General features: G+C 69.7%; 11 protein-coding genes and 4 pseudogenes. 6 read left to right on the top strand and 9 right to left on the bottom strand.

What is annotated here, in order from left to right; genetic code table 11:
- Nucleotides 1-10: 10 nt before the first annotated feature.
- The 5 genes from rplW to ABZV31_RS09885 all read right to left on the bottom strand — a co-directional run bounded on the left by rplW (nt 11) and on the right by ABZV31_RS09885 (nt 3,088).
- Nucleotides 11-430, bottom strand: a complete 420-nt coding sequence (gene rplW / locus ABZV31_RS09905; protein WP_355890579.1) for a 50S ribosomal protein L23 — start codon at nt 428-430, stop codon at nt 11-13.
- Complete coding sequence (rplD, locus tag ABZV31_RS09900; RefSeq protein WP_355890576.1) at nt 430-1,086, bottom strand: 50S ribosomal protein L4; 657 nt, start codon at nt 1,084-1,086, stop codon at nt 430-432. The genes rplW and rplD overlap by 1 nt, the downstream gene beginning before the upstream one ends.
- 8 nt (nt 1,087-1,094) lie before the next feature.
- Nucleotides 1,095-1,739: a 50S ribosomal protein L3 gene (rplC, locus tag ABZV31_RS09895; RefSeq protein WP_355890573.1), complete on the bottom strand. Its 645-nt coding sequence runs from the start codon at nt 1,737-1,739 to the stop codon at nt 1,095-1,097.
- Nucleotides 1,740-1,757: 18 nt separating this feature from the next.
- The gene (gene rpsJ / locus ABZV31_RS09890; RefSeq protein WP_003948644.1) at nt 1,758-2,066 is read right to left on the bottom strand and encodes a 30S ribosomal protein S10; all 309 of its coding nucleotides are present in this window, start codon (nt 2,064-2,066) and stop codon (nt 1,758-1,760) included.
- Between the two features lie 704 nt (nt 2,067-2,770).
- Entirely contained in the window at nt 2,771-3,088 is a 318-nt protein-coding gene (locus ABZV31_RS09885; RefSeq protein ID WP_355890570.1) for a hypothetical protein, read from the bottom strand.
- Nucleotides 3,089-3,735: 647 nt separating this feature from the next.
- On the opposite strand from ABZV31_RS09885, the pseudogene ABZV31_RS09880 reads away from it, so the two are divergent.
- A pseudogene (locus tag ABZV31_RS09880) lies at nt 3,736-4,128 on the top strand (ricin-type beta-trefoil lectin domain protein); the annotation flags it as partial.
- Nucleotides 4,129-4,256: 128 nt separating this feature from the next.
- Here ABZV31_RS09880 and gdhA read toward each other — a convergent pair.
- The 3 genes from gdhA to ABZV31_RS09865 all read right to left on the bottom strand — a co-directional run bounded on the left by gdhA (nt 4,257) and on the right by ABZV31_RS09865 (nt 7,388).
- A complete protein-coding gene (gene gdhA, locus ABZV31_RS09875; protein ID WP_355890567.1) occupies nt 4,257-5,615 on the bottom strand; it encodes an NADP-specific glutamate dehydrogenase in 1,359 nt (452 codons plus the stop codon).
- Between the two features lie 691 nt (nt 5,616-6,306).
- The gene (locus tag ABZV31_RS09870; protein ID WP_355890564.1) at nt 6,307-6,516 is read right to left on the bottom strand and encodes a DUF397 domain-containing protein; all 210 of its coding nucleotides are present in this window, start codon (nt 6,514-6,516) and stop codon (nt 6,307-6,309) included.
- Nucleotides 6,513-7,388: a helix-turn-helix transcriptional regulator gene (locus tag ABZV31_RS09865; protein ID WP_355890562.1), complete on the bottom strand. Its 876-nt coding sequence runs from the start codon at nt 7,386-7,388 to the stop codon at nt 6,513-6,515. The genes ABZV31_RS09870 and ABZV31_RS09865 overlap by 4 nt, the downstream gene beginning before the upstream one ends.
- A gap of 152 nt (nt 7,389-7,540) precedes the next feature.
- On the opposite strand from ABZV31_RS09865, the gene ABZV31_RS09860 reads away from it, so the two are divergent.
- From ABZV31_RS09860 to ABZV31_RS09840, 5 genes and pseudogenes are all read left to right on the top strand, one after another.
- Nucleotides 7,541-8,113: an ATP-binding protein gene (locus ABZV31_RS09860; RefSeq protein WP_355890559.1), complete on the top strand. Its 573-nt coding sequence runs from the start codon at nt 7,541-7,543 to the stop codon at nt 8,111-8,113.
- Nucleotides 8,017-8,958 (top strand): annotated as a pseudogene (locus ABZV31_RS09855) (STM4014 family protein); the annotation flags it as partial. The gene ABZV31_RS09860 and the pseudogene ABZV31_RS09855, both read left to right, overlap by 97 nt.
- A 304-nt stretch (nt 8,959-9,262) precedes the next feature.
- A pseudogene (locus tag ABZV31_RS09850) lies at nt 9,263-9,904 on the top strand (coagulation factor 5/8 type domain-containing protein); the annotation flags it as partial.
- Between the two features lie 216 nt (nt 9,905-10,120).
- Nucleotides 10,121-10,306: a hypothetical protein gene (locus ABZV31_RS09845; protein ID WP_355890556.1), complete on the top strand. Its 186-nt coding sequence runs from the start codon at nt 10,121-10,123 to the stop codon at nt 10,304-10,306.
- Between the two features lie 111 nt (nt 10,307-10,417).
- Nucleotides 10,418-10,676, top strand: a pseudogene (locus tag ABZV31_RS09840) (integrase); the annotation flags it as partial.
- Between the two features lie 372 nt (nt 10,677-11,048).
- Here ABZV31_RS09840 and ABZV31_RS09835 read toward each other — a convergent pair.
- The gene (locus tag ABZV31_RS09835; RefSeq protein WP_355890554.1) at nt 11,049-12,026 is read right to left on the bottom strand and encodes a sugar kinase; all 978 of its coding nucleotides are present in this window, start codon (nt 12,024-12,026) and stop codon (nt 11,049-11,051) included.
- Nucleotides 12,027-12,033: the final 7 nt, after the last annotated feature.

The raw sequence follows: 12,033 nt of genomic DNA, 5'->3' as shown, positions 1-12,033 counted from the left end.
CGGACCGCCGTCAGGCGGTCGGACCGCCGAAGATGTCGATACGGTCGCCCTCGGCGAGGGTCACGATCGCGCGCTTGGTGGCCGCACGCTGACCGAAGCCGGTGCGGGTCCGCTTGCGCTTGCCCTGGCGGTTGATCGTGTTGACCCCGGTGACCTTGACCTCGAAGACCGCCTGGACGGCCTCCTTGATCTGGGTCTTGTTGGCACGCGGGTCGACGATGAACGTGTACTTGTTCTCGTCGAGGAGCGCGTAGCTCTTCTCGGAGACGACCGGCTTGATCAGGACGTCACGGGGGTCCGTGTAGCCCTTGCTCAGCGGGGTCTCGACCGTGTTCTTGCCCTCGGTGGCGTGGCGACGCGCCTTGGCGACGCGCGCGGCCTTGGCGGCCTTGGCGGCCTTCGAGGCGATGGAGGGGTGACGCGTAGCCATCAGGCCTCGCTCCCTTCGGTGTCGTTGGCCTTGTTCGGGCCGGCGACGAAGGACTCGAAAGCGGCCTTGGTGAAGACCACGTCGTCCGAGACGAGAACGTCGTACGTGTTCAGCTGGCCCGGCTCCAGGATGTGGACCTGGGGCAGGTTGCGGGCGGACAGCCACGTGGCCTCGTCCGAGCGCTCGGCGACGAGCAGCAGGTTCTTGCGCTCGCTGATCTTGCCGAACAGGCTCTTGGCGGCCTTGGTGGAGGGGGTCTCGCCCTCGATCACGCCGGTGACGACGTGGATGCGGTTGTGGCGGGCCCGGTCAGTGAGGGCACCGCGCAGCGCGGCGGCCTTCATCTTCTTCGGGGTCCGCTGCGAGTAGTCGCGCGGCACGGGACCGTGCACGGTGCCACCGCCGGCGAACTGCGGCGCGCGGGTCGAACCCTGACGGGCGCGACCGGTGCCCTTCTGGCGGTACGGCTTCTTGCCACCGCCGCGGACCTCACCACGGGTCTTGGTCTTGTGGGTGCCCTGACGGGCAGCGGCCAGCTGTGCGACGACGACCTGGTGGATCAGCGGAACGCTGACCTTGGCGTCGAAGATCTCCGCGGGGAGCTCGACGGAACCGGCCTTGTCGCCCGCCGGCGAAAGGATGTCAACAGTGCTCATCGGTTACCTCAGGCCCCCTTGGCCGCAGTGCGGACCAGGACGAGGCCGCCGTTCGGACCGGGAACCGCGCCCTTGATGAGCAGCAGACCCTTCTCCGCGTCAACGGCGTGGACGGTCAGGTTCTGGGTGGTGACCCGCTCGTTGCCCATGCGACCCGCCATGCGGAGGCCCTTGAACACACGGCCCGGGGTGGCGCAGCCACCGATGGAACCGGGCGAGCGGTGCTTGCGCTGGGTACCGTGCCCGGCGCCGAGGCCACCGAAGTTGTGGCGCTTCATGACACCGGCGAAGCCCTTGCCCTTGCTCTTGCCGGTGACGTCGACCTTCTGGCCGGCCTCGAACACCTCAGCGGTGATCTCCTGGCCGAGCGTGTACTCGGAGGCGTCCGACGTGCGGATCTCGACAAGGTGACGACGCGGGGTGACGTTGGCCTTGGCGAAGTGGCCCTTGAGGGGCTTGTTCACCTTGCGCGGGTCGATCTCGCCGAAGGCGATCTGGACCGACTCGTAGCCGTCAGTGTCGTTCGTACGGACCTGGGTGACGACGTTCGGGCCGGCCTTGACGACGGTCACGGGGACGACACGGTTGTTCTCGTCCCAGACCTGCGTCATACCGAGCTTCTCGCCGAGGATGCCCTTGATCTGCTTAGCCATCTCTCAGATCACCGCGCCTCAGAGCTTGATCTCGATGTCGACGCCGGCCGGGAGGTCGAGTCGCATCAGAGAGTCAACGGTCTTGGGGGTCGGGTCGAGGATGTCGATCAGGCGCTTGTGCGTGCGCATCTCGAAGTGCTCGCGCGAGTCCTTGTACTTGTGCGGCGACTTGATGACGCAGTACACGTTCTTCTCAGTGGGCAGCGGCACCGGGCCCGCGACCGACGCACCAGTGCGGGTCACCGTCTCGACGATCTTCTTCGCCGAGGAGTCGATGACCTCGTGGTCGTAGGCCTTGAGCCGGATGCGGATCTTCTGTCCCGCCATGGCTACTTCGTAGTCCTGTCTCTTCTCACGCTCTGGAACCCGGCGTTCCCTTCGCTTTCTCCGACCCACGCGGTCGGGCGTGTCGCGCTCCCGCTGACATGGATGTCCCACGCTCGAACATCCCTGCCGGGGAATGCGCACGGCCCTACCGGAACCGCGAGCCGGGGGCGAAGGCCCACCGGGTGCCTGGCCGGCGCCGCGCCCACGCTTCCCGGAAGATTCCCGTACTTCCGCCCCAGCGCTGCCGTGAGGCAGTTAGGACGACGAGTACTGTGGGACTCGCTTCCGGTCCTCCCGGCGGGAGGCGCGCAGCATCAACACTCGACCGAGCAACTCGGACAGTCTGCCATATGGGGCGGGGGGCTGGCCAATCGAGTGGAAGAGAGTACCCCGGGAGTGACGTAGGTCAAACGCGGGGGCGTTTCGACCGCGTCGACAGGGTTCGGGGGGGCGTGGGCGGGCCAGTGGAGATCGTTCTCGCCGGCCGAGGGGTGGTCGACCGGGATGCGGGCGCAGGGAGAGAAGACGTCGATGTAGAGGGCACGGGACCCACTGATCCACTGGGCGGTGACCTGATAGCCGCCCCCCGGCTCCTCGAACCCGTACATAACTCGAACCCGTACATAACTCGAACCCGTACATAAGCTGCCGGACGCCCCCGCGGTACTCGTCGTCCTTGTACGCCCGCTTCCACCCCTCCCCGGTCAGCGTGTCCCGCAGCCGTCGGCGACCGCGGCGCTCTCCGACACCCCGCCGACACTCCAGCGGTGCCGGACGTCGACCACGCCCCGCGCGACCTTCTCGATGTCGAGGAGCCCGCGGGCGTAGCAGGTCCCGGTGTCCAGGTCGCGCGACTCGACGCGGTGCGACGCGGGGAGCCCGAGCACGTCGTAGACCTGCTGGGACTGCTGCTGGACACGCTCGGCGACGAGGTCGGGGTCGGCGGTGGGGTAGGCGGTGCCGTTCCACAAGATCCTGCCGTAGTGGACGGCGGACACGGTGAGGGCGAGGGCCAGGAGCACGCCGAGGAGCCTGCGGGCTGCCCGTGGACGGGCGCTTCCGGGGCGTACTGCGTCGTGCAGGAGGCGAAAGGGGCGCAAACGGCTCTCCGATCGGGGACGCGCCGGACTGGTCTGGACTGCCGGACTGGTCTGGACTGATGGGGACAGCCTGCGGCCAGTGATCGCCAAGCGGCATGAGCGCGGGTACTCAGCGGGTACTCGACCGCCCAGTGGGGCATGGAGTGCCGGTCGGCGCCGGATGAGTAAGTGATCGCTGCCGGCGGGAGGGGCCGACCTGCCCCGGCTGCGCATGGCCCGAACAGCGGGCTTCGGGGACATGGACCGCCAACCCGTCTCACCGGGCTGTCCCTCACCAACGATCCGCGACGTCCGGTGGTGCCGCACGGCGCCCCGGTCTCTTAAGGGGACCTTAAACACGAGTTAAGCGATCTTCCCCTGACCTTATTTCGACCAAGTCACCGCAGGTCAGAGCCATTTGACGAGGGGTTCGACGAGTTTGCCGCGGGGGGTGTGGTCCGTACCATCGGCCCCAACGGCGCCGTTCGGTGCGGCCGGGGGGACGCACCGAACGGGGACGTGGCTGTCATGGGCCTGACGGGTTCGCCTCGGCACCGGGCCCTGGATCCCCCACAGACAAGGTGTGGCCCGGCGGCACCACCGCGTCCGGCGCCATCAAGGGCATCGGCGGCATGTGCGTCGACGTGGCCGGCGCCTCGTCCGCCGACGAGACCCCGATCCAGCTGCACAACTGCACCGGCCTCGACGCACAGAAGTGGACCCTCGGCAGCGACGGCACTGTACGCGCCCTCGGGAAATGTCTCGACGTACGCGCCGCCTCGACCGCGGACGGGGCACCCGTACAGCTCTACACCTGCAACGGCACCAAGGCCCAGCAGTGGACGTACACCGCCGCGCACGACCTGACCAACGTCGGCGCGGACAAGTGCCTGGACGCCACGGGCAACTCGGCCGCCGACGGCACCCGGCTGCAGATCTGGACGTGCACCGGCGCCGCGAACCAGAAGTGGACCATCGGCTAGACAGTCCCCTGTTTCCCGTGTTTCCCGGCCGTCACGCACGGCCGGGCCCCCGCCAACGCGCCCGCGATACCACCCCCGTCGCGGACGCGTTCGCATGACGGCGCCCATCCGAGCCGGTTCCCGGCCCGTCAGATGACGCCCTGCGCCAGCATCGCGTCGGCGACCCTCTCGAAGCCGGCGATGTTCGCGCCGGTGACGTAGTCGCCGGGGGCGCCGTAGCGCTCGGCGGTCTCGTGGCAGGTGGTGTGGATGTCGCTCATGATGCGGGCCAGCTCCTCCTCCACCCGCTCGGCCGACCACGCCGTGCGCGACGCGTTCTGGGCCATCTCAAGGGCGCTGACCGCGACGCCACCGGCATTCGCCGCCTTGCCGGGGCCGAAGGCGACCCCCGCCTGCTGGAACAGGTGCACAGCCTCCGGCGTCGTGGGCATGTTCGCGCCCTCGGACACCGCCTTCACGCCGTTGCGAATGAGGGCGGCGGCGTCGTTCTCGTCCAGCTCGTTCTGCGTGGCCGACGGCAGCGCGACATCGGCCGGGACCTCCCAGACCCGTCCGCCGGGCACGAACCGCGCGGACGCGCCCCGGCGCTCGGCGTACGTGCCGACCCGGCCGCGCTCGACCTCCTTGACCTGCTTCAGCAGGTCAAGGTCGATGCCCTTCTCGTCGACCACGTATCCGCTGGAGTCCGAGCAGGTCACCGGGTTCGCGCCGAGGGCCGCCAGCTTCTCCATGGTGTAGATCGCGACGTTTCCCGACCCGGAGACGACCGCCGTCTGTCCCTCCAGGTCCTCGCCACGCTCGCGCAGCATCGCCGCCGCGAACAGCACGTTGCCGTACCCGGTCGCCTCCGGCCGGATCAGCGAGCCGCCCCACCCCGCGCCCTTGCCGGTGAGCACGCCCGCTTCCCAGCGGTTCGTGATCCGCCGGTACTGGCCGAAGAGGTAGCCGATCTCGCGGCCACCGACGCCGATGTCACCCGCCGGGACGTCGGTGTGCTCGCCGATGTGCCGGTGCAGTTCCGTCATGAACGACTGGCAGAACCGCATGACCTCCGCGTCGCTGCGGCCGTGCGGGTCGAAGTCGCTGCCGCCCTTGCCGCCGCCGATGCCGAGCCCGGTGAGCGCGTTCTTGAAGACCTGTTCGAAGCCGAGGAACTTGACGATGCCGAGGTTCACCGACGGATGGAAGCGCAGGCCCCCCTTGTAGGGGCCCAGTGCGCTGTTGAACTCGACCCGGAAACCGCGGTTGACGTGGACCCGGCCGTGGTCGTCCTGCCACGGCACCCGGAAGATGATCTGCCGCTCCGGCTCGCACAGCCGCTCGACGAGGCCCGGCTCCGCATACTCGGGACGGGCCGCGAGCACCGGCGCGAGCGTCTCCAGCACCTCGTGGACGGCCTGGTGGAACTCGGGCTGGGCCGGGTTGCGGTGCTCGATCTCGGTGCGCAGGCGGTTGAGCGTGGTCTTCGTGTCGGGTCGTGTCACCACGGTGTCCCTTTCTGGCAAGACTGCCGGTGCGAACCGGTGGGGAGCGCTCGGCGCCATTGCCTTCGCGTAGGACGGGCCGCCCCGGGAGTGATCATCCAGGAAGCGGCCGAACCTTCAGTGTTACTCCCCGTGTAAACGACGTGGCCAGCATGCCTGCCTCGGCCGTCCACCAGCTGAGACGGGCCGTGCCGACCACGGGTCGGTACGGGTTTGACAGTCCCCTTGCCATACCTGCCGACATCGCCCGCCTCGGCCCTTGTCAGGGATATCCACCGACGCATCGACCATGCTGTCCTAGCTGGCTACGGCTGGGACGTACGTCGACCTTGAATACGGCTTCCGCGAGACGCGGCGGAGTACTCGTTACACCATGTCCACCCAGGCCCAGACAAGAATTTTGGACCTGCTCCTTCGGTTGAACCACGTCCGCTATAAGGCAGAGCTGGAGCTGGGTCTGCACACGCCGGAGGCGAAGAAGCGTAGGACGCTGCTCGCAAGGCCCAAGCGAAGAAGCGTAGGACGCTGCCCGCAAGGCCCAAGCGAAGGTACGGGCCGCTGCGCGCAGCCCCAGCGCACCCCGGAGACCTTCGAGGACGGCGGGCTGTTCCCCAAGCCGGATGCGGTGTTCTAAGCCGTTCGTCAAAGCGCCCCGCCCCCGGGGAGACCCGGTGCGGGGCGCGCCGCTGAAAGCTCAGCTTCCGGAGGCGTACGTCACAAAGTCCGCCCAGGCCCCCGGCGCAAGCTCGAGCTGAGGACCTCCGATGTTCTTGGAATCGCGGACGTGAACCGTGCCTGGGGCCACAGCGACCTCCACGCAATCGCTGGGATTGCTGCTGTCGCTGTAACTGCTCTTGAACCAGGTCAGATCCACAACGTCCCCGACCGAGTCCTTGCGGTTCATGTCTCTCCCAGCACTTGTTCGATGAAGGCCAGCGACTCCCGTGCGGTCAGAGCCTCGGCCCGGATGATGCCGTAGCGCAGCTCAAGGATCCGCAGTTGCCTAGGGTCGGAGACAGGACGGCTGCCGAACTCGTCGTCAGCCCGGCCGATCGCCGTGCCGTCGCCGAACTTGAGCACCTGAATCCGCCCTCCGGTTCCCGGGTGGTCCCCGCGAGACGTCGGCATCACTTGGACTTCGACGTGTCGCAGCTGCGCCACCTCCAAGAGGTGTTCGAGCTGCCTGCGCAGCACCATCTTGCCCCCGACAGGGCGCCTCAGTGTCACCTCTTCCTGGACGAAGCTGAGCTCTGGGGCGGGGTCTCGCTCGAAAATCGCCTTCCGGGCCATGCGGGCAGCCACTGCCTGCTCAAGTTCATCCTCCGACAGCGCCGGCCGCCGCGTGCCCAGTAGGGCCCGCGCGTACTCCTCGGTCTGCACGAGACCATGCAGGTTGTGGCTGCCGTAGGAAAGGAGCTCCACAGCCTGGGACTCCAGCTTGGCCAAGTCCCGTACCTTCTTCGGGTACCGGACCTTCTTCACGTCCTCCTTCATCGCCGAGAGCAGCCCAGCCGCCCCCAGCACCTCGTCCGCTCTGTCCAGATACTCGGGCCGGGGGATCCTCTTCCCTCCCTCGATCTTGTAGACGAGGTCCTCCCCGTACCCCACCGCCGCGCCGAACTCGGCGGCCCGCATCCCCGCCGCCTCCCGCCGGAGCCTCAACTGCCGCCCCACAGTGGCAACTACGGCCACGCCCCAGTCATCGTCCGGATCCACCTCCCACCCCGGCTCGTCCGCCTCGCCCCTGAGCCGTACCGCCTCGCCGTCCACCGTCATGCGCCCCTCCGTCGTCCCGTGCCGTACCGCCACGCGCTACCCGTACGAACCGCCCCGACAGCCCGGACAGCACCGGACAACCTCCCGACAGTTACCGTACGCAGCCACTCAGTCACTCTTCACGGTAGGCGCGGTCGGCCACGCTGAGTGACGTGAATCAGGAAATCGCCGAGACCACAACCGCTCAACCGGCATGCCACTTCCCCAACTTCAGCGTCCTGCTGTCGTCCACCCCACGCGGCGCCCGCCTCGCCCGCCTGCTCGCCGACGAGCAACTGCGCCGCTGGGGACTCCCGTCGGAGACGGCGAGCCACATCGTGGCCGAACTGGCAGCCAACGCCGCCACACATGGCCGCGTCCAGGGACGGGACTTCCGCCTCACGCTCTACGTGATCGACGGCACGCTCCGCATCGAGGTCACCGACACTCGCGGTGAACGGCTCCCCCAACTCCAGCAGCCGGCCCCCGGAGCCGAGTCCGGCCGTGGCCTGCTGCTCGTGGACGCGCTGGCGCACCGCTGGGGCGTGACCGAGGGCCGCTTCCCGCGCAAGACCGTCTGGGCCGAACTGCGCTTCTCGTCACCGGAGCCCGCCCCTCACGCTCCGGTGCCGCCGACGCCTTTCCCCAAGAAAGCGACCGGCTGCTGCGGGGCGTCGACGATCCCACCCGGGTGGAGGGAACGGCCCTGTGGTACCGCCGCTTCACGGCGGCGGTCCGGGAGGTGACGGGCGCGGCGCGCCACGCGGGTGCGGTGGCGTCCGCCGACCCGGAGGACGTGGCGGTGATGTTCGACAAGCGCCGCTGCCATTTTCGGCTGGCCGCCGCGGGCGTGCCGGTGCCCCGGGCCCTGGCGGGTCCGCTCGGCGGCTGGGACGAAGTGAGGGAGCGGCTGAAGGCCGCGCACATCTCGCGGGCGTTCGTGAAGCCGGCGCACGGTTCGTCGGCCTCCGGCGTCGTGGCGCTCACGGTGGCCGGCCCCGGCCGGGTCAAGGCGACGACCTCCGTGGAGACGACCCCCGACGGCCGGCTGTTCAACTCCCTGCGGGTACGGCACTACGCCTCGGAGCCCGAGGTCGCCGCCCTGGTCGACGTGCTGGCCCCGGACGGGATCCACGTCGAGCAGTGGCTGCCCAAGGCCTCCCAGGGCGGGCGCGCCACCGATCTGCGGGTAGTCGTGGTCGCCGGACGCGCCACGCACGCCGTCGTACGGACCAGCCGACACCCCATGACGAATCTGCACCTGGGCGGCGCCCGTGGCGATCTGGCCGCGGCACGCGGGGCGATCCACGCCGCGGGCGGCAGCTTCGACCATGTGCTGGACACCGCCGAGCGGGCGGCCTCGTGCTTCCCGGGCACGCTGTGCGTCGGCGTGGACGTCCTGCCGTCCACCGGGTGGCGCCGCTTCACCGTCGCCGAGGTGAACGCCTTCGGCGATCTGCTGCCCCGCCTGACCGGCCTGCCGGGCAGCGGCGCCGAGGCCCTGGACACCTACGGCGCGCAGGTCGCCGCCGTACCGGCCGCCATGCGGCGCGCGGAACGCGAGGAGCACCATCATGACGCCACCGGCTGACGTGCCACCGATCGACATGAACGAGGTCGTGGGCAGCCACGACCTTCTGCTGGTCACGCTGGACACACTCCGCCACGACGTGGCGCAGGAGCTGGCCGCGGCCGGCCGCATCCCGAACCTGGCCCGGCATCTGCCCGGCGGCGCATGGGAGCGCCGACACGCCCCCGGCAACTTCACCTACGCCTCTCACCAGGCCATGTTCGCGGGCTTCCTGCCGACGCCGGCCACGCCGGGTCCGCACCCGCGGCTCTTCGCCGCCCGCTTCGCGGGCAGCGAGACCACCGCGGACGGCACCTTCGTCTACCTGATGCAGGTTGGCCCGACCGGCTCGAGCGCCAGTCACACCGCCGACCCGATCGTGCTGCACGACGTGTTCTTCCGCATCGGCGGCGACGTCGCCGGCAAGGCCACCCAGTCGCTGGTGATCAACAGCAACGACGTCATCGGCGACGACCTGTGGCTGTGGCGGGCCGACCACACCAACGGCGTCGGCTGGACGACCAACCCGGCCCTCAACGGACTGGTCGTCAACGGCAACAACGTCACCATGTACGGCCTGGCGGTCGAGCACTACCAGAAGTACCAGACCACCTGGAACGGCAGCGGCGGCCGCACGTACTTCTACCAGAGCGAGACTCCCTACGACGTGCCCAACCAATCCAGTTGGACCACCAGTGGAGGCGACCTCGGCTACGCCTCGTACAAGGTCGCCAATTCGGTCACCTCCCACGAGGCATGGGGTGTGGGTGTCTACGCCTATCTCCGCGACAACCCCTCCGTGGTACTCGGCCATGCCATCGAGGTGCCCACCACGTCCACGGTGAAGTTCCACAGTATGGTCACCACGGTCCTGGGCGGCGCCGGCACCATCAACCACATCGTCGACAACACCGGCAACCAGGTCACCGCCAGCAGCAACGTGGCCTACCTGGTCAGCTACCCGTAGGTCCGGCGCAGACCTGACGGCACACAGGACAGAGGGGCCGGCCGGCCCAGGGGCGCATCACATCGGCCGACCCCTCACCCGTGCCGCGGGCTCGCCCCGGGCCGACCGGTCAGGCAGACGCGCGCAGGGCGACCTGCTGCTCGCTCCCCAGCTCCCCGTAGGATGCCAGAACTAGCGTGCAGCCTCTGATCAGGCGCTTTGCAGTTCCGTTCGATCATGGCGCGCTCGGACCGCATGGCGTTGCGCGTGCTCTACCTGATCTTCCTACGGCTCCTCGGACTGCTCCTGCTCCTGTCGCGTTCGGAGGAAGCCAAGAATGCCGAACTGCTCGCGCTCCGCCACAAGAACGCGGTGCTCCGCCGACAACTCGGCATCCGGCCACGCCTCTGCGGGTGCCAATAAGTCATCCGGCCAGGTCAGAAGCTTGATCGTCGATCAGAGGCCGCCTGCGGTCGCTCCGCTCGCCCCGGCTGTCTTCACATGGACAGGGGGCGGGCGGAATCATGACCTTCCGTGCTGCTGCGCCTGGCCTACCTCGCCGTGACCAACACCTTCACGCTCCTGCGCCGGCTGCCGATGAGCGATCGGGAAAAGGACATCGAGATCCTGGCGCTACGGCACCAACTGCTGGTCCTGCAGCGCCACGTGGGGCAAGCCCGCGTTCACCGATACTGACCGCGTGGTGCTCGCTGGCCTGCTCCACCACCTTCCGATGGACAGGCTGCGCCAACTCCTGCTGCTTGTACGCCCGGACACGATCCTTCGCTGGCACCCAGCGCCAGCGCCCCGGGCGACACGGCCGGACGGCCCCGGCTCGGGAAGGCATCGGCGAACGCTTCATCCTCAAACAGCGGGCCCAGTGCCTCGCGGATCCGCACCGCGAACGTCCCCTTGGGGAACGCGGCCGCACCACCCGAGCCGTCAGCTCCGGGACTCCCTGATCTGCCCGTGGGTCCAGCGACACTCCCGGCCCCTCCCGGCACGACCACAACAACCGCATAAGGACCAACGACAACGGACAGCCCGAATCACGCCTTTACCAGCAGAGTCCTGAAGGGCGGAGCACTGCGCAAGATCAAAGGTAGACGGGGTGGGCATCGGCGGTGAACTCCTCGCCGTGAACCGTGAGATCGACCGTTCCCATTCAGTCGATCACGGCGGCCCGCCAGGTCTCGTCGTCGGCGTCCAGGAGCGCCGCGACGAGGGCGGGGTCCGGCAGCGGGCCGTGGTCGGCGGCGACCCTCAGGGCCGAGGCCGCGGTCAGATGGCCCAGCCGCAGGGCGCGGTCCACGGGCAGCTGCCGCAGCAGGCCGCTGAGGAATCCGGCGGCGAAGGCGTCGCCGGCGCCGACCGGTTCGGCAACGCGCACGGTCAAGGCGGGCACGCTGCGGGTGGCGGCCCCCACGAAGGCGGTGGCGGCGCGGTCCCCGTCCTTCACGACGAGGACGCGCGGGCCGGGCAGGAGGTCGCGGACCCGTTCGGCGTCGGTGATCCCGTCCCCCCACAAGGCCTGGGCCTCGTCGAGGCCGACGAGGACGATGTCGGCCCGGTCCGCGAGCGGCCGCAGCACGTCGGCGGCGGAGCGGCCGGCCCACAGGGCGGGGCGGTGGTTGACGTCGAAGCTGACGGGCCACGGGCGGTCGGGGCGCAGCGCGCGTTCGACGAGGGCGCGGCAGCCGGGCGACAGGGCGGGGGTGATGCCGCTGAGGTGGACGAGCGCGGCGCCCGCCACCGCCGGGTCGTCGAGCACGTCGGGGGTGAGGGCCGAGGCGGCGGATCCGGCGCGGTGGTAGTGGACGCGGGTGCCGTGCGCGCCCGGGTCCTTGAGCAGCAGTCCGGTGGGCCGCTCCGGGTCGGTGCGGACGCCGCTGACGTCGACGCCGCCCGCGGCGATCCGGGCGCGGACGCGGCGGCCGAAGGGGTCGTCGCCGACCGCGGAGACCCAGCGGGCGGGGATGCCGTGGTCGGCGAGGTAGAGGGCGACGTTCGACTCGGCGCCCGCGATGTCGACGCGCAGCAGGTCGGCGCCGTCCAACGGCCCGAGGGGGTCGGGTGCGAGGGCGGCCACGGTCTCGCCGACGCAGACCACGGGGCCGGGGCGCAGTGGCCGGTGGGTGCTCATGGTGGGC

The organism is Streptomyces sp. NPDC005202, assembly GCF_040608235.1.
In the GTDB taxonomy this organism is placed as follows: Bacteria; Actinomycetota; Actinomycetes; order Streptomycetales; family Streptomycetaceae; genus Streptomyces.
This window is presented reverse-complemented; position numbering and strand designations above follow the sequence as displayed.

Coding starts and splice junctions, on each gene's coding strand:
- rplW (WP_355890579.1), bottom strand. CDS start 430: ATGGCTACGCGTCACCCCTCCATCGCCTCGAAGGCCGCCAAGGCCGCC.
- rplD (WP_355890576.1), bottom strand. CDS start 1,086: ATGAGCACTGTTGACATCCTTTCGCCGGCGGGCGACAAGGCCGGTTCC.
- rplC (WP_355890573.1), bottom strand. CDS start 1,739: ATGGCTAAGCAGATCAAGGGCATCCTCGGCGAGAAGCTCGGTATGACG.
- rpsJ (WP_003948644.1), bottom strand. CDS start 2,066: ATGGCGGGACAGAAGATCCGCATCCGGCTCAAGGCCTACGACCACGAG.
- ABZV31_RS09870 (WP_355890564.1), bottom strand. CDS start 6,516: ATGAACCGCAAGGACTCGGTCGGGGACGTTGTGGATCTGACCTGGTTC.
- ABZV31_RS09865 (WP_355890562.1), bottom strand. CDS start 7,388: ATGACGGTGGACGGCGAGGCGGTACGGCTCAGGGGCGAGGCGGACGAG.
- ABZV31_RS09845 (WP_355890556.1), top strand. CDS start 10,121: ATGGCGCGCTCGGACCGCATGGCGTTGCGCGTGCTCTACCTGATCTTC.
- ABZV31_RS09835 (WP_355890554.1), bottom strand. CDS start 12,026: ATGAGCACCCACCGGCCACTGCGCCCCGGCCCCGTGGTCTGCGTCGGC.